Raw genomic sequence first — 17246 nt, 5'->3', positions numbered from 1 at the left:
GCATAATCGTCACGCCATCGCGATTTCCCGGCGATTTCTGGCTGCATTACGGCAACAGTTACCATTAAAAAATCGTTAACGGAGGCCCCGATCCGCGAGGGACATTGCATCGGAATCGGAAGGCTGTTCTCTTGGCGCACGATCAAGACAGGGGTACGTCAGATGATAGATTCAGGCCGGTTTCACACCGGGAGAGAGGAAGCGGAAGCAATGTCCTCGCCACGACTGTCGGACGACGCCGATGATTTTTCGATTGCCGCTACGGAAGCCGCGCTTGCCAGCGAGCTTGGGCAGTCCACCCTGTTCGATCTGGGCCAGATCGAGGTCAATTGGGACACGCCTTCGAGCACGCTCTGGGCCTTCATGACCCCCGAAGAACGGCCCAATTACAACCTCAGCATGCTGCGCGACATCCGTAGCTGGCAGACCGAATCGAAACGGCTGTTCGACCGGGGCGACCTGCCGCTCAAATATATGGTACTCGGATCGCGCTTCCCCGGCGTCTTCAATCTGGGCGGCGATCTCGAACTGTTCGCGGCCTGTATCGAACGGGCGGATCTGCCGGGCCTCGTGCGCTATGGCCATTCCTGCATCGATGTCGTCCATCGCGCCTGGCGCAACGCCGACATGCCGGTGGTATCGGTCGCGCTGGCGCAGGGCGACGCACTGGGCGGCGGGTTCGAGGCGCTGTTGTGCTTCGACGTAGTGGTCGCCGAACGGCAGGCGCGCTTCGGCTTGCCCGAAATGCTGTTCGGTCTGTTCCCCGGCATGGGCGCCTATTCCATTCTCGCCCGCAAGCTGGGCCGCAGCATGGCCGAACGCATGATCCTGTCCGGCAAGGTCTATAGCGCCGAGGAAATGTACGACATGGGTGTCGTCACCATCCTGGCGGAAAATGGCGAGGGTGAGGAGGCCGTGCGCAATTACATCGCCGCCAACAATGCCCATCACGCCGGCCATGTCGGCGTGTTCCAGGCCGGACGGCGAGTGGACCCGCTCGACTATCAGGAACTAGTGGATATCGTTGAAAACTGGGCGGAAACCGCGTTGAAGCTCAACCCCAGGGACTTGCGGCTGATGCGGCGGCTGGCATCAGCGCAGACGCGGCTGCACAGTTGATGCCAGGCGGAGCGCCGGCCGAACCGGGTCAGGCGCTTCGGCTCATGAGCCAGGCGATATCGCGTTCGGGTTCGCGCATCGCCGCCATCATCTCCAGCAGGGCCTCGGCCGGGATGGGCCGGCTCAGCACGAAGCCCTGAACATTGGTGAATCCGGCCTCGCGGGCATAGGCGAGCTGATCCTCGGTCTCGATTCCTTCCGCCACGGTTTCGACATCGAGCGCGCGCGCCAGATAGGCGACCGACTGGGCGATGGCGCGGTCACGCGAATTTATCCCGACACCGCGAATGAAGCTTTGGTCGACCTTGATCGTGTCGAAGCTGTAGTCGCGCAGATAAGCGAGGCTGGAATAGCCCGTGCCGAAATCGTCCAGCGCCAGCCGCAGCCCGATCCGTTGCAGTTCCGACAGGATGATGTTGGTGCGGCCGCCATCTTCGAGGAAGATCGATTCCGTGACTTCCAGCTCAAGCCTGCGCGCCTTCAGCCCCGAATCGAGGAGCGCGCCGATCACGGCGCGCGGTAAACCGTCGGTTTTGATGAGCGCCGGCGATATGTTCACCGCCACGCGAATATCGTCATCCCATTCCATGGCGTCGCGACAGGCCCGGTCGAGCGCCCATTCGGTCATCGGTTCTATGAGCGCGCTGCTTTCCGCAATCGGTATGAACTCGGCTGGCGATATCCGGCCCAGCGTCGGATGTTCCCAGCGCATCAGCGCCTCGCAAATCGAAATCCGGCCGGTCACGGTGTCGAAGATCGGTTGATAATGCAGCACCAGCTCGTCGTTCGCGAGCGCGTTGCGCAGGCCCATTTCCAGTTCGTAGGTGCGGTTCTGCCGCTCTTTCATCGACCAGTCGAAGCGAACGTGCCGGTTCCGGCCGGCATTCTTGGCTTTATACAGCGCCATGTCGGCATTTTGCAGCAGTTCGTCGCTCTCGCGCCCGTCTTCCGGCGCGACGGCGATGCCCATCGAGGCCGTCACGGTCAGATGATAGCTTCCGACCTCGAAATCATAGGTGAATTCGCTCATCACATCGAGTGCGATCTGCTCGGCGATCACGGCATCGGCGTCGGGACAGATCAGGATGAATTCGTCACCGCCGAAGCGCGCGACATGGCCGCGACCGTCGAGCGCCCGCGACAGCCGCTCGGCGACCATGCACAAAAGCTGGTCGCCGACGATGTGGCCGAGCGAATCGTTGATCTCCTTGAAGCGATCGAGATCCATCCAGAACACCGACATCGGGTCCTGATCGGTCCACCGCTGCTCCGACAATTCCCGCAGGCGCATCTGCATCGCCATGCGATTTTCCACGCCCGTCAGGCTGTCAAAACGGGCCAGCCGCTCGAACTTGGTGGCGAGTTGCGATTTTTCATATTTGCCCTGCAACGCCTCGACGACGATGCGGTGGGTGGTGCGCGTGATTTCGGCCATGGCGAAGACCATGAGGAACAGCATCGCCGCCAGCACGCGATAGCCAAGACCGCCCGCCACGGCGAGGCCAAGGACCGTCGGCAGCAGCGCGAAGCACGTCTGGCCTATCGCCACCTGGACCCGTCCCGCATTGCGACCGGAAATGCCACCCGAATAGGCGGCGACCAGACAGACACTCAGAATATGCAGCGATGCGTCGTGGGTCAGGAACAGCGTCGCGAAGGCAAGGAGTCCCAGCAATGCGGCATAGCCCCAGGCGCCCAGTTCATAGGCGAGGCCCCAAAACTGCTTAATCCCGCCTTCCTGATGCGCATATTGCCGCTGGAAATAGACGGCCGAGATCGATCGGGACACGGCGACGATACAGATCAGGATCGCGATCGTCGTGATCGGGGGCCGAGCGGCATGGTAGGCGACGACCATGCTGAGCGCCCCGCCCGCGACCGCGCCGATCATCAGCGATGCCGGGGACGCATAGAGCGATTTGACGAGACTCGCCTCTACTTCAGCACTCTGCTGAGTTTCGGGCGCAAGGCGCGCGCGCAATTTTGCGCTCCAATGGCGAAGAAAGCGTGACACGTCTCGCCAACCTTGGCGGAACATGATTTCCATTTGGTAAATTACGGATTTTACAAATGATGCGACAACGGCGCTTCGGTCGGGGTTGCCCGCAGTCCAGCCCAGGATTGCAAGCCCCGTCTATCCCCAGCCGCCAGGTCATGATTAGGGAGACGCACATGCCGCGCAAAAGAAAGGGCCGGCGGATCGCTCCGCCAGCCCCGTTCCTGTCGTCAGGATAGCAAGACGTTCCTCACGATCGCTTCGCGGGCGAGCCGAAACCCGCCCGCATGCGACCGCTTTAGAAGTCCATGCCGCCCATGCCGCCCATGCCGCCGCCGGGCATGCCCATCGGCGCCTTGTCGTCGGCGGGCAGTTCGGCGATCGCCGATTCCGTCGTGATCAGCAGGCCGGCCACCGAAGCAGCGTCCTGAAGCGCGGCGCGAACCACCTTGGTGGGGTCGATGACACCCGATTCCACGAGGTTTTCGTAGACGTCGGTCGCAGCATTGAAGCCCTTGGTCTCGTCATTTTCGCGCAACAGATTGCCGGCGACCACGGCGCCGTCGACACCAGCATTCTGGGCGATCTGGCGCAGCGGCGCTTCGATCGCCTTGCGGATGATGTCGATACCACGGGTCTGGTCGTCGTTCGCGCCCTTGAGGCCTTCGAGAGCCTTGGTTGCGTAGAGCAGCGCCGTGCCACCACCGGGGACGATGCCTTCTTCGACAGCCGCGCGGGTCGCGTGGAGAGCGTCGTCGACGCGGTCCTTGCGCTCCTTGACTTCGACTTCCGAAGCGCCGCCGACCTTGATGACGGCCACGCCGCCGGCCAGCTTCGCCAGACGCTCCTGGAGCTTCTCGCGATCATAGTCCGAGGTCGTATTCTCGATCTGCTGACGGATCTGCTCGGTGCGGCCCTTGATCGAGTCATGGTCGCCAGCGCCATCGACGATGACGGTGTTGTCCTTGTCGATGGTGACGCGCTTGGCGGTGCCCAGCATCGCCAGCGTGACGTTCTCAAGCTTGATGCCGAGGTCTTCCGAGATCACTTCGCCCTTGGTCAGGACGGCGATGTCTTCCAGCATCGCCTTGCGACGATCGCCAAAGCCCGGCGCCTTGACGGCGGCGACCTTGAGGCCGCCACGCAGCTTGTTGACGACCAGCGTGGCCAGAGCCTCGCCTTCAATGTCCTCGGCGATGATCAGCAGGGGACGGCCCGACTGCACGACCGCTTCGAGGATCGGCAGAATCGACTGAAGGTTGCTGAGCTTCTTTTCGTGGATCAGGATGTAGGGATCGGCCAGTTCAACGGCCATCTTTTCCGGATTGGTCACGAAATAGGGCGACAGATAACCACGGTCGAACTGCATGCCTTCGACGACGTCGAGTTCGAACTCGAGACCCTTGGCTTCCTCGACGGTGATCACGCCTTCCTTGCCGACGCGCTCCATCGCTTCGGCGATCTTTTCGCCGACGACGGTATCGCCATTGGCGGAAATGATGCCGACCTGGGCGATTTCCTTGGTCCCGGCAACGGGCTTCGAACGTGCCTTGAGATCATCGACGACCTTGACGACGGCGAGGTCGATGCCGCGCTTGAGGTCCATCGGGTTCATGCCGGCGGCGACCGACTTCATGCCTTCGCGCACGATGGCCTGAGCCAGAACGGTCGCGGTGGTGGTGCCGTCACCGGCGATGTCGTTGGTCTTCGAAGCGACTTCGCGGACCATCTGCGCGCCCATATTCTCGAACTTGTCCTTAAGTTCGATTTCCTTGGCGACGCTGACGCCGTCCTTGGTGATGCGGGGCGCGCCGAAGCTCTTGTCGATGACGACGTTGCGGCCTTTTGGACCCAGCGTCACCTTGACCGCGTCGGCCAGGATGTCGACGCCGCGCAGAATGCGCTCACGGGCGTCGCGGGAGAATTTTACGTCTTTTGCAGCCATGGGTAAAAACCTCTTTTTTGCAAATTAGGGGAAGAAGAAAGTCCGATAGATCAGGCCCTCAGGCCCAGTCCGTCGCCTTTAGGCGACAACACCAAGGATGTCGGATTCCTTCATGATGAGCAGATCTTCACCGTCGACCTTGACCTCGGTGCCCGACCATTTGCCGAACAGCACGCGGTCGCCGGCCTTGACGTCGAGCGGCGTGACCTTGCCGTCTTCGGCCTTCGAGCCGGAACCGACGGAGACGATTTCGCCTTCCTGCGGCTTTTCCTTGGCGGTGTCGGGGATGATGATCCCGCCGGCGGTCTTCGCTTCCGCTTCGATGCGGCGGACGAGAACACGGTCGTGCAATGGACGAAATGCCATGTTGATTGCCTTTCCCTTCAATTTTGGGATCGGTGGAGCGCGCGGCGGCGGAATGTCCACCTGTCTGCCGTTCGCCCACCCTTCTCCCGATGAACCTGTGTTTGTTAGCACTCCTTCATGGAGAGTGCCAGCGCCGCCACATATGGCGCGATCGATCGCGGGGTCAAGGGGGATGAGCGCGCTTTTTGTCGCGGCGGCGGCGACAGGTCCAGCGATATGGGGCAGAAGGCGTCCGCAGCGCGGCCAACGCCTTGCCGATGCCCCTGCCCGCCCCTATTTCTCGCGCGTCACCGTTCAGAAAGGCTCAGCATGACCGATAGCGCTTATGTTCCCCCGCGCGTGTGGATCTGGGACAAGGATGCGGGCGGGCCTTTCGCCGCCACCAATCGCCCGATCGCCGGGCCGACGCATGACAAGGCGCTGCCGGTGGGGCGGCATCCGTTTCAGCTGTATTCGCTCGCCTCGCCCAACGGCCAGAAGGTCAGCATCATGCTGGAGGAATTGCTGGCGGCGGGCCATGCGGGCGCGGAGTATGACGCCTGGCTGATCCGCATCGGCGAGGGCGACCAGTTCGGCAGCGGTTTCGTGTCGGCCAACCCCAACAGCAAGATCCCGGCGCTGGTCGACCACAGCGTCTCCCCGCCGCAGCGCGTCTTTGAGTCCGGATCGATCCTGCTGTATCTTGCGGAAAAGTTCGGCGCATTTCTGCCGACCGATCCGGCGGCGCGGACGGAGGCGCTGTCCTGGCTGTTCTGGCAGATGGCGGCGACGCCGATTCTCGGCGGCGGCTTTGGCCATTTCTACGCCTATGCCCCGGAAAAATGGCAATATCCGATCGACCGCTATGCGATGGAGGTCAAGCGTCAGTTCGACGTGCTGGACCGGCAGCTGGCGGAAAACGACTATGTCGGGGGCCAGGAATATTCGATCGCGGATATCGCGATCTGGCCCTGGTATGGCGGTCTGATCCTGAACAATGTCTATGAAGCGGCGGAGTTTCTCGACGTGAGAAGCTATAAGAATGTCGTGCGCTGGGCCGAACAGATCGCCGCCCGCCCCGCCGTCAAGCGCGGCCGCATCGTCAACAAGGCGTTCGGGCCGCTGGAAGAGCAGTTGCACGAGCGGCATGACGCGAGCGACTTCGACACCCGGACGCAGGACAAGCTGGAACCGAGCGCGGCGTGAAACCTGAAGGCGGCGCTTACCCCGCCGCCTTCACAATCTCCGCCCAGGCCGCTTCGTCGATCACCGCGATGCCGAGCGCGGCGGCCTGTTTGAGCTTGGAACCGGCCCCCGGCCCGGCCACCACCAGATCGGTTTTGGCGCTGACCGATCCTGCCGCCTTCGCGCCGAGCCTCTCGGCCTGCGCCTTCGCCTCGTCGCGGCTCATGGTTTCGAGTTTGCCGGTGAACACCACGGTTTTGCCGGTGACTTCACTGGCCTGCGTTTCGACCACCGTGTCGGGCGGTGACACTTCGCGCAGCAGGTCGTCCCACGCCTCGACATTATGCGGTTCGTGGAAGAAATCGGCGAGCGCATGGCCGACCGCCGCGCCGACATTTTCCACGCCGATCCGCTCCGCGATCGCCTTGTCCAGCCTGTTATGGAAGCGATGCGGCTCCTCGCCCTCCAGCGGCACGGTCGCGTCGCGCAGGGCGATGATGTCGCGCGCGAGCGCCTCGACCGCGCGCAGGCTGACATAGCGTTTGAGCAGATCGCGCGCCGTCACCGCGCCGACATGGCGGATACCGAGGCCGAACAGCAGCCGTGCGCCATCGGGCGATCGCTTGGCCTCGATCGCCGCGAGCAGATTGTCGACGGATTTTTCCTTCCACCCCTCGCGCGTCAGCAATTCGACGCGATGGGCGGAGAGGCGGAAGATGTCGGCAGGCTCCCGGATCCAGCCGAGGTCGAGAAACTCCTGGATCGTTTTTTCCCCCAGACCCTCGATATCCAGCGCGCCGCGGCTGACGAAATGGCGCAGCCGCTCGAACCGCTGCGCCGCGCAGATAAGGCCGCCGGTGCAGCGAATATCAACCTCGCCCTCCTCGCGCACCGCTTCCGATCCGCAGACCGGGCAATGATCGGGATAGAGAAAGGGATCGCGCGGCTCGTCGCGGGTCAGATTTTTCACGACCTGCGGAATGACGTCGCCCGCGCGCTGCACGACGACGCGGTCGCCGGGGCGCACGCCCAGCCGCGCAATCTCGTCGGCATTGTGCAGCGTCACGTTGGAGACGACCACGCCGCCCACCGTCACCGGGGTCAGCCGTCCCACCGGCGTCAGCTTGCCGGTGCGGCCGACCTGGATATCGATCGCCTCCAGCGTGGTTTGCGCCCGTTCCGCCGGGAATTTATGGGCGATGGCCCAGCGCGGGGCCTTGGCGACAAAGCCCAGCCGCTGCTGCCAGTCGAGCCGGTCGACCTTGTAGACGACGCCGTCGATATCGAAGGGCAGTTCGGCGCGCACCGCTTCGATGCCGCGATAATGGGCGATCAGGGTTTCGAGCGTGTCGACGCGGGTCAGCATGTCCGACACCGGCAGACCCCAGCGCGCAATCGCCTGCATGACGCCAAGTTGCGTATCCGCCGGAACCGCCGAATGCGCGCCCCAGCCATGGGCGAGGAAGCGCAGCGGCCGGCTGGCGGTGACGGCGGCGTCCTTCTGCCGCAGCGACCCCGCCGCCGCATTGCGCGGATTGGCGAACTGGCGCGCCTTGTCCGGCTCGTCCGCCTCCGCCAGCAACCGGGCGTTGAGGGCGGCGAAATCCGCCTTGGCCATATAGACCTCGCCCCGGATCTCGAACAGGTCGGGCACGTCCGCGCCGGTCAGGTGCTGCGGGATATCGGCGATGGTGCGCACATTGGCGGTCACATCCTCGCCGGTCGCGCCGTCGCCGCGCGTCGCCGCCAGCACCAGCGCGCCCTGTTCATAGCGCAGCGAGCAGGACAGGCCGTCAATCTTCGGTTCCGCCGTCAGCGCAACGGGCACATCCTCCGCCAGCGCCAGAAAGCGGCGCACACGGGCGATGAACTCGGCGATATCCTCGTCGGCAAAACCATTGTCGAGGCTCATCATCCGCTGGGCATGGGCGACTTTTTTTAGCGCGGAGGTTGGCGCGGCCCCGACCTGCCGGCTTGGCGAATCGGCGCGGACGAGATGGGGAAAGGCTTCTTCGATCGCGCTGTTCTCGCGGATCAGCGCGTCATAGTCGGCGTCGCTGATCTCCGGCGCATCGCGATCATGATAGAGCCGGTTGTGGCGGGTGATCTCCTTCGCCAGCCGCATCAGGCGATTGGCGGCTTCGGCGTCGGTCAGGGAGGCGGGGTCGGTCATAGGCCCTCATAACCACCGAAGCCGCGACGAAGGAAGCGATTACACTTCCAGCAGCCGCTCCGCCTGCGCTCTCGCCTCCGCCGTAATCTCCGCGCCCGAGAGCATGCGCGCGATTTCCTCGCGCCGTTCCACCTCCGCAAGCGCGTGGACGCCGGTGCGCGTCACTGCGCCGTCACTCGCCTTCGCGATCAGCATATGCGCCGCGCCGCGCGCCGCCACCTGCGGGCTGTGGGTGACGACGAGAATTTGGTTGGTCTGCGCCAGCCGGGCGAGCCGCTCGCCGATCGCCGAAGCGACCGCGCCACCCACGCCCCGGTCGATCTCGTCGAAGATCAGCGTGTCGGCCCCGCCCTGCTCCGCCAGCGCGACCTTGAGCGCCAGAATGAAGCGTGACAATTCGCCGCCGCTCGCAATCTTGACCAGCGGGGCGAAGGGCGCGCCGGGGTTGGTGGAAATCTCGAACTCCACCCGGTCCATGCCCTGCGGACCCCATTGCGCTGCATCGAGCGGCGCGACCACGGTGCGGAAGCGCGCGGCGTCGAGCTTGAGCGGCGCGAGTTCGCCCGCCACCGCCACGTCCAGCTTGCCGGCCGCCAGCTGGCGCTCGCCCGACAGCGCCTGCGCCGCCTTGCGATAGGCCGCCGCCCGCGTCGCGAGCGCGTCTATGAGCGCAGCGACATGCTCCGCCCCGCCCTCGATCGCCGCCAGCCGCGCCGCCATCTCGTCGCGCAGCGTCGCCAGATCGTCGGCCTGCACCTGATGCTTGCGCGCGAGGCCGCGCAGGTCGAACAGGCGGGTCTCGATCCGGTCGAGCCGCGCCGGATCGAAACTCAGCGCCTCGGCGACCTGGGACAGACGATCCTCCGCCTCCCCCGCCTCCACCACGGCCCGGTCGAGCGCGGCCAGCACTTCGGCAAGCGGCGCATAGTCGGGCGCGATCCGGTCGAGCCGCCGCGCCGCCTGCCGCAACTGGGCGAGGCCGCCGTCCGATCCGGTCAGGCAATCGGTCACGGCGGACAGGTCGTCCGCCAGCCGCGCGCCCTTCTGCATCGTCGCGCGCTCCTCCGCGAGCGTCGCCTCCTCTCCCGTTTCGGGGCCGAATTGCGTCAGTTCCTCGACCGCATGGGTCAGGTAATCGCGGTCGCGTGCAGCCGTTTCCACGGTGGCCCGCGCCTCCGCCAGCGCAGCCTCCGCCGCGCGCCATGCGCCATGCGCCGCGCTGACGGCTGCGGTATCGCAGCGGCCATAGGCATCGAGCAAGGCACGATGGCCGCGCGGGTTGAGCAGGCCCCTGTCGTCATGCTGACCATGGATTTCCACCAGCGCACCGCCCAGTTCGCGCAGCAGCGCCGCCGAACAGGGCTGGTCGTTGATGAAGGCGCGGCTGCCGCCATCGGCTTTCAGCACGCGGCGGATGATGAGCGGCTCGCCCGGTTCCAGGTCGATGGCGTTGTCGGCCAGCATCGCGATCGCGCGATGGCGGGCTGGCGGCGCGTCGAAAGTGGCGGTGACGCTCGCCTGCGCCTCGCCATTGCGCACCAGGCCGCTGTCCGCCCGCATGCCGAGCGCCAGCCCGAGCGAGTCGAGCAGGATCGACTTGCCCGCCCCCGTCTCCCCGGTCAGCACGCCAAGGCCCGGCCCGAATTCCAGATCCAGCGCCTCGATGAGGACGATGTTGCGGATCGAAAGAGCGGTCAGCATGCCGCGCTTCTACCCGTTAAGAGTTGGTTTGGAAATGCGCCTTTGGCGCATCCGCAAACTGAAATGCGCTCTTTCGCGCATTTCCAAACAGACTCAGAGACACACGAAAGAAATGGCGGGGATCAGGCCTTCGCGCCATGTTCCCGGATCAGCTTGAACGACCGCTCATACCATTTGGAGCCGGGATAGTTGGCGCCAAGCACGGCGGCGGCTTTCTTCGCCTCTTCGGGGATGCCGAGCGAGAGATAGCTTTCGACCAGCCGCTCCAGCGCTTCGGGCGTATGGGTCGTGGTCTGATATTTGTCGACCACGACGCGGAAGCGCAGCGTCGCCGCGATCCACTGGCCACGGCGCTGATAGAAGCGGCCGACTTCCATTTCCTTGCCCGCCAGATGGTCGTTGACCAGATCGAGCTTCAACCGCGCATCGGCGGCATAGCGCGTCTCGGGATAGCGACGGATCAGTTCGCCCAGCGAATCGAGCGACTGCTGCGTGATCTTCTGGTCGCGGGTGACGTCGGCGATCTGCTCATAATAGCACAGCGCGACGAGATAATAGGCGTAGGGCGCATCCTTGCTGCCGGTATGGATCGACAGGAAGCGCTGCGCCGCGGCGATCGACTCATTATAGTCCCGATTCATATAATAGCTGAACGCGGCCATCAGCTGCGCGCGGCGCGCCCAGGGCGAATAGGGATGCTGGCGTTCCACCTCGTCAAACAGCGCGGCGGCGAGTTTATACTGGCCGCGATCCAGCCGCGCCTTGCCGCTATTATAGAGGGTCGACACATCGCGCGCGACATATTGCGTGTCGGACTTGTTCTTCGATGTCGCACACCCCGTCAGCACAGGGGCGCAAAGCAGGACCAGGGCGGTGGCCGCGCCGATGCGCGTCATGGTTTTCGTCAGCATGCGCCGGGTCATAGCCGAGCGGATCGCCCGCGCCAAGCGTCAGAATGCGGCTGGCGTACCGGCGCGGGTGGCGGGCATGGTCAGGCAGGCGATCGTGCCGCCTTCGGCGCGCCGATCCAGCCTGAAATGACCGCCAAACTGCGCCGCCAGCGCCCGCGCGATCCGCAGCCCCAGGCTCTCGCTCCCGCCCAGATCGAAGCCATCCGGCAGGCCGTGGCCATCATCGGCCAGTCGCAGCGCCAGATCCTTGCCCTCGTGACTCACCGACAGGCCGATCGCGCCGCCGCGCGCGGCAAAGCCATGTTCGATCGCATTGCTCATCGCTTCGGTCACGATCAGCGCCACCGGCACCATGACATGCGGGTCCAGCACCAGCTCGTCTGGGGCGTCGATCGACAGGCGGATATCGCTCCGCCCGCTCGCGGCGAGAATATCGTCCGCCAGCATCGCAAGGAACGCGCGGAGCGCCTGCCCCGGCCCGGCCGGATCATAGAGCGCGCGGCTGATCTTGCCGACCAGCGCAAGCCGCGCCGACGCCTCGTCCAGCGCCTTGCGGGCATATTCGTCATCGATATTCCGCCGCTGGAGCGAGAGCAGCGCGGCCACCACCTGAAGATTGTTCGACACGCGATGCTGCAATTCGTGGAACAGCAGCTCGCGATTTTCGGCCAGCGCACGGCTGCGCTCACGTTCGATGGCAAGGTTGAAATTGGCGCGCTGCATCAGGTGGATGAGGGCGATGTCGACGCCCACGACCCCGGCATAGAAGCACAGCGCCAGCGCGACGGCCGGGTTGAAGGCGAAGCTGCGGTCGGGGGAAATGAACAGATACCAGGACAGCAGGCCGCACAGGATGGCGGCATAAATCCCCGGCCTGACGCCAAACAGGAACGCGGCCAGGATGACCGCCGGAAAGAAGGAGACGAAGGGATAGCCGATCGGCAGGATCGTCATCGCCGTGAGACGCAGCGCCACAGCGATGACGCACAGCAGCGTCGTGAAGAGATAGGCCAGCCCGGGCCGGTGGAGCACCAGCGGCAGGCGTTCGGCGAACCGATCATTACTGCGTTGCATATTTCCCCCCAACCGATCGTTACCCTATCAAAACTTTCCTCCGTGACCATTGATCAAAATCAGCATGGGACGCCGGGCATTAAAAAAGGCGCCCGGTCGAAACCGGACGCCCCTTTTTTGTGTGGCGAAGCCGATCAGTCCTGCGTCAGGAAGTCGGGCAGGCCCGCGTTGGAGCCGTCATCGTCATTCTTGCCGCCAGTGTCCGAACGCTCGCTGCGTTCGCGACGCGGGCCGCGATCGCCGCCCCGTTCGCCACCACGGCCGCCGCCGTCACGACGCGGGCCACGACCACGATCACCACGGTCGCCGCGATCACCACGGGGTTCACGCGGTTCGCGGGCCGGACGGGTATCCTCCAGCTCGGCGCCGGTTTCCTGATCGACGACGCGCATCGACAGGCGCACCTTGCCGCGCGGATCGATTTCGAGGACCTTGACCTTCACTTCCTGGCCTTCCGACACGACGTCGGTCGGCTTTTCGACACGCTCGTTGCGCATCTCGGACACGTGGACGAGGCCGTCCTTGCCGCCCATGAAGTTCACGAACGCGCCGAAATCGACGATGTTGACGACCTTGCCGTCATAGACCTTTCCGACTTCCGCTTCCTGCGTGATGCCGAGGATCCACTTGCGCGCGGCCTCGATCTGCGCCGGATCGGACGAGCTGATCTTGATCAGGCCTTCGTCGTCGATGTCGACCTTCGCGCCGGTTTCGGCGACGATTTCGCGGATCACCTTGCCGCCGGTGCCGATGACTTCGCGGATCTTCGACTTGTCGATCTGCAACGTCTCGATGCGCGGGGCGTGGGCCGAAAGCTCGGTGCGGGTCGAGGACAGCGCCTTGCTCATTTCGCCAAGGATGTGCGCGCGGCCTTCCTTCGCCTGGTTGAGCGCGACTTCAAAGATTTCCCGCGTGATGCCGGCGATCTTGATGTCCATCTGCATCGTCGTGATGCCGACTTCGGTGCCCGCGACCTTGAAGTCCATATCGCCCAGATGATCTTCGTCACCCAGAATGTCGGACAGGACGGCGAAGTCCTTGCCTTCGAGGATCAGGCCCATGGCGATACCCGAAACGGGGCGCTTCAACGGCACGCCCGCATCCATCATCGACAGCGAACCGCCGCACACCGTCGCCATCGAGGACGAACCGTTCGACTCGGTGATGTCGGAGAGGACGCGGATCGTATAGGGGAACTCGTCCTTGGTCGGCAGCACGGGGTGCAGCGCGCGCCAGGCGAGCTTGCCGTGCCCTACTTCGCGACGACCCGGCGCGCCGAAGCGGCCGACTTCACCGACCGAATAGGGCGGGAAGTTATAGTGCAGCATGAAGTTTTCATAATGCAGGCCGGTCAGGCCGTCGATCATCTGCTCCGATTCCTTGGTGCCCAGGGTGGTGGTGCAGATCGACTGGGTTTCGCCGCGCGTGAACAGCGCCGAACCATGAGTGCGCGGCAGGAAGCCGACCATCGCCTCGATCGGACGGATCTGGGTGGTCGAGCGGCCATCGATACGGCTGCCGTCCTTGAGGATCGCGCCACGCACGATTTCGGCTTCCAGCTTCTTGGTGAGCTTGATGCCGGCCATGACGGTCTGCGCGTCGAGACCCTCGGCGGTGAACGATGCCTTCGCCTTGGCGCGGGCTTCGTTCAGCAGGTTGGAGCGGGCAGACTTGTCGGTGATCTTGTAGGCGGCGGCGATATCCGCGCCGATCAGCTTCTTGAGCTTGCCCTTCAGATCGCCAAGATCATCGCCCTTGGCCATGTCCCAAGGCTCCTTGGCGGCCTTTTCGGCGAGCTTGATGATCGCTTCGACGATCTTCTTGCTGGCGTCATGCGCGAACAGGACGGCGCCCAGCATGACCTCTTCCGAAAGCTCCTTCGCTTCGGATTCGACCATCATCACCGCGTCATGCGTGGCGGCGACGACCAGATCGAGTTCGCCGGCCTTCGCCTGATCCAGCGAGGGGTTGAGGATATATTCGCCATCCTGATAGCCGACGCGCGCCGCGCCGATCGGACCCATGAAGGGCACGCCCGACAGGGTGAGCGCAGCCGAAGCGGCGATCATCGCGACGATATCCGGCTCGCTTTCGCCATCGAACGACAGCACCTGCGCGATGACGTTGATTTCGTTGTAGAAACCTTCGGGGAAGAGCGGACGGAGCGGACGGTCGATCAGGCGGGAAACCAGCGTTTCCTTTTCCGTCGCGCCGCGCTCACGCTTGAAGAAGCCACCCGGAATGCGACCGGCGGCCGAATATTTTTCCTGATAGTGAACGGTCAGCGGGAAGAAATCCTGCCCGTCCTTCACCGATTTGGCGGCGGTCACGGCGCACAGCACCACGGTCTCGCCATAGGTGGCCAGCACGGCGGCGTCGGCCTGACGCGCGATGCGGCCGGTTTCGAGGGTCAGCGTCTTGCCGGCCAGCTCGATCGAAACTTTCTTGACATCAAACATAGATTTTTCCTTTGCCCGCATCGGCCCTATTGCCGGGCGGGGCCTGTAGTCGCGGGCTAAACCGGCCTGCGGCGGTGTGGGGCAGTCATCTGGCCCCTGTGGGGAACATGGTGCCGAATTGCCCATGTCCCGGAATCAGAAACGGCCCCGCATGGGGGCCGTCCCTTTGAAGGTCCGCGTTACTTGCGCAGGCCCAGCTTGGCGATCAGGTCGGTGTACCGCGCCTGATCCTTCTTCTTGAGATAGTCCAGAAGCGAACGACGCTTGTTGACCATCATCAACAGACCGCGACGGCTGTGATTATCCTTGTGGTGACCCTTGAAATGCTCGGTCAGGTTTACGATCCGCTCGGTCAGGATCGAAACCTGAACCTCGGGGGAACCCGTATCGCCTTCGGCGCGAGCATGTTCCTTGATCAGCGCTTCCTTGCGCTCAGCCGTAATCGTCATCTATTCTTCTTCCTTCGACATCAGGTTGAAACCGCGCACCACCCGGATTTCTCCGGCTTCCACATTCACCAGGGCAACCGGGACAATCCCGTCGATGGCGAGGTGGAGACCAGTGGCGATGCGCGCCCCGTCCAGTATGCGCCCCTGGCGGAGCGCCAGCGCCTGATCGGGGTTCACCGACAGAGCCGGGATGTCGTCCAGCCCTGTCGTCAACGGCAGCAAAAGCTGGCCGATGGCGCGCTCGTTAGCAGCCTGCCGCAATTTGTCCAGCGAAATTGCCATGTCCAGCCCGAACGGACCGGCCTTGACGCGGCGAAGCATGGTGACGTGCCCCACTGTACCGAGCGCCAACGCGATGTCGCGGGCGAGGCTGCGGATATAGGTGCCCTTCGACACGTGCGCGGTGAGGGTAAGCGAGTCGAGGGTGCCTGCTTCGGCTGGACTATGCGCGCTCAGCGCATGGATCGTCACCGACCGCTGCTTCATCTCCACATCCTGCCCGGCGCGCGCCAGATCATAGGCGCGCTGGCCGTCGATCAGGATGGCGCTATAGGCGGGCGGCGCCTGTTCGATGGGACCGGTGAAGCGCGGCAGGATCGCCTCCACCTCCGCCAGCGTAGGGCGATGATCGCTGGTCGCGACCACCGCGCCTTCCAGATCGAGCGTATCGGTCTGCGCCCCGAACGCCACCGTGAAATCGTAAATCTTGTCGCTGTCGAGCATCCGTCCGGCGAGCTTCGTCGCCTCGCCGATCGCCACCGGCAGGACACCGGTCGCCAGCGGATCGAGCGTGCCGCCATGCCCGACCTTGCATTTGCCCGCGCCGCTTTCCCGCAGCGCGCGCTTGACCGCCGCGACCGCCTGCGTCGAGCCAAGGCCATGGGGTTTATCAAGGATGATCCAGCCGTGCATCGCCCGCCCCTATCGCGCGGCGATGAGCGTGTCAGCCCTTCATTCGCGGTTCAACGCGCGGTCGGGGCGACGCTCTTGAGAAATCGGACCAGCGCGTCGGCGAGCGTGATGCGCTTGTCGGAAAAGCTGTGGTCGGTCGGCCAGACCATCAGTTGCGCATCCGGATTGCCGCCCTGCGCTTCCGCCGCCAGCCGCCGCGCGGTTGCGCCGATCCCCCGCTCCGCCCCGACGATGGTCAGCGGCCGACGGGCATAGGCGACCAGACGACGAGCGAGATCGAACCTCTCGGCGTTCGTCCTGATCTCGGCGGTCAGGCTGTCATAGGTCGCGCCCGCCAGCGGCGGCAGGTCGCCCGCGACCTCCGCTTTCCAGGCGGCCTCGCCCTGCGGCGTGGCGAGCGATGCCGCCGTTTCCGCAGGGTTCCACGGGTCGATCAGGAACAGCCCCGCAACTCGTGGCTCGGCAGCGGCCGCGTCGGCAGCCATGAAGCCGCCCATGCTGTGCCCGGCGGCGACGATCGCGCTCGTATCGATGCGATATTTCACCACCGTCGAGGATTGTTCGAGAAACAGCAACGCCGACCATGCGTCCTGCGCGGCGTGGGTAAAGGAAAAGACACCCGGACTGCCCCAGGAGCCGCGATAATGGAGCGTCAGCACATTCCATCCCGCGCGCCGCGCCGCTTGCGCCAGATCGAGATTCTGCTCGTTGCCGGGAAAGCCGTGGAGCAGCAGCAGCGTCGGATGCGTGCCCGCCCCCGCTGCGCGATACATCACCGCGTTCATCGCGCCGCCATCCACGGGGATGACGAAGGCGTCCATGCCAGCGGGATAGGCAGCATCGGGCGCCGGGTCCGCAATGACGGCGGGATGCACCGGCGGCTCCTTCGCCGCCGCTGGTCCCGCCAGCAGGGCCAGCGCCATCGCCAGTGTCTTAAGCTGCTTCATCGCCTTATCCCCCAATGGATCGCCTGCGGG

At 64.5% G+C, this 17246-nt stretch carries 13 protein-coding genes; 2 read left to right on the top strand and 11 right to left on the bottom strand.

The window, feature by feature from the left end; genetic code table 11:
• Positions 1-210 precede the first annotated feature (210 nt).
• Positions 211-1119 carry a crotonase/enoyl-CoA hydratase family protein gene (locus ACODSN_RS00560; protein WP_489052299.1) on the top strand — a complete coding sequence of 303 codons (909 nt, stop codon included), beginning with the start codon at positions 211-213 and terminating at the stop codon, positions 1117-1119.
• Between the two features lie 28 nt (positions 1120-1147).
• Here ACODSN_RS00560 and ACODSN_RS00555 read toward each other — a convergent pair whose 3' ends face one another.
• From ACODSN_RS00555 to groES, 3 genes are all read right to left on the bottom strand, one after another.
• Positions 1148-3133, bottom strand: coding sequence for a putative bifunctional diguanylate cyclase/phosphodiesterase (locus ACODSN_RS00555; RefSeq protein ID WP_489052297.1), 1986 nt, complete (start codon positions 3131-3133; stop codon positions 1148-1150).
• A 280-nt stretch (positions 3134-3413) separates the two neighbouring features.
• A complete protein-coding gene (groL, locus tag ACODSN_RS00550; protein WP_489052296.1) occupies positions 3414-5060 on the bottom strand; it encodes a chaperonin GroEL in 1647 nt (548 codons plus the stop codon).
• Positions 5061-5138: 78 nt separating this feature from the next.
• Positions 5139-5426: a co-chaperone GroES gene (gene groES / locus ACODSN_RS00545; RefSeq protein ID WP_037492430.1), complete on the bottom strand. Its 288-nt coding sequence runs from the start codon at positions 5424-5426 to the stop codon at positions 5139-5141.
• Positions 5427-5735: 309 nt separating this feature from the next.
• Between groES and yghU the strand changes: the two genes are divergently transcribed.
• Positions 5736-6611, top strand: a complete 876-nt coding sequence (yghU, locus tag ACODSN_RS00540) for a glutathione-dependent disulfide-bond oxidoreductase (RefSeq protein ID WP_489052294.1) — start codon at positions 5736-5738, stop codon at positions 6609-6611.
• Between the two features lie 16 nt (positions 6612-6627).
• Here yghU and ligA read toward each other — a convergent pair whose 3' ends face one another.
• The 8 genes from ligA to ACODSN_RS00500 form a co-directional block, all read right to left on the bottom strand.
• Complete coding sequence (gene ligA / locus ACODSN_RS00535; protein ID WP_489052293.1) at positions 6628-8763, bottom strand: NAD-dependent DNA ligase LigA; 2136 nt, start codon at positions 8761-8763, stop codon at positions 6628-6630.
• A gap of 39 nt (positions 8764-8802) precedes the next feature.
• The gene (gene recN, locus ACODSN_RS00530; RefSeq protein ID WP_489052292.1) at positions 8803-10464 is read right to left on the bottom strand and encodes a DNA repair protein RecN; all 1662 of its coding nucleotides are present in this window, start codon (positions 10462-10464) and stop codon (positions 8803-8805) included.
• 122 nt (positions 10465-10586) lie between these two features.
• Positions 10587-11375 carry an outer membrane protein assembly factor BamD gene (locus ACODSN_RS00525; protein WP_489052290.1) on the bottom strand — a complete coding sequence of 263 codons (789 nt, stop codon included), beginning with the start codon at positions 11373-11375 and terminating at the stop codon, positions 10587-10589.
• A gap of 39 nt (positions 11376-11414) precedes the next feature.
• The gene (locus ACODSN_RS00520; protein WP_489052288.1) at positions 11415-12449 is read right to left on the bottom strand and encodes a sensor histidine kinase; all 1035 of its coding nucleotides are present in this window, start codon (positions 12447-12449) and stop codon (positions 11415-11417) included.
• A 134-nt stretch (positions 12450-12583) separates the two neighbouring features.
• Complete coding sequence (gene pnp, locus ACODSN_RS00515) at positions 12584-14908, bottom strand: polyribonucleotide nucleotidyltransferase (RefSeq protein ID WP_489052287.1); 2325 nt, start codon at positions 14906-14908, stop codon at positions 12584-12586.
• A gap of 179 nt (positions 14909-15087) precedes the next feature.
• On the bottom strand, positions 15088-15357 hold the full coding sequence (gene rpsO / locus ACODSN_RS00510; RefSeq protein ID WP_489052285.1) for a 30S ribosomal protein S15: 270 nt from the start codon (positions 15355-15357) through the stop codon (positions 15088-15090).
• Positions 15358-16269 (bottom strand): tRNA pseudouridine(55) synthase TruB, encoded by a 912-nt coding sequence (gene truB, locus ACODSN_RS00505; RefSeq protein ID WP_489052284.1) that lies wholly within the window; start codon positions 16267-16269, stop codon positions 15358-15360.
• A 50-nt stretch (positions 16270-16319) separates the two neighbouring features.
• The gene (locus tag ACODSN_RS00500) at positions 16320-17216 is read right to left on the bottom strand and encodes an alpha/beta hydrolase family protein (RefSeq protein ID WP_489052283.1); all 897 of its coding nucleotides are present in this window, start codon (positions 17214-17216) and stop codon (positions 16320-16322) included.
• Positions 17217-17246: the final 30 nt, after the last annotated feature.

This window comes from Sphingobium sp. FG11, assembly GCF_057809915.1.
This window is presented reverse-complemented; position numbering and strand designations above follow the sequence as displayed.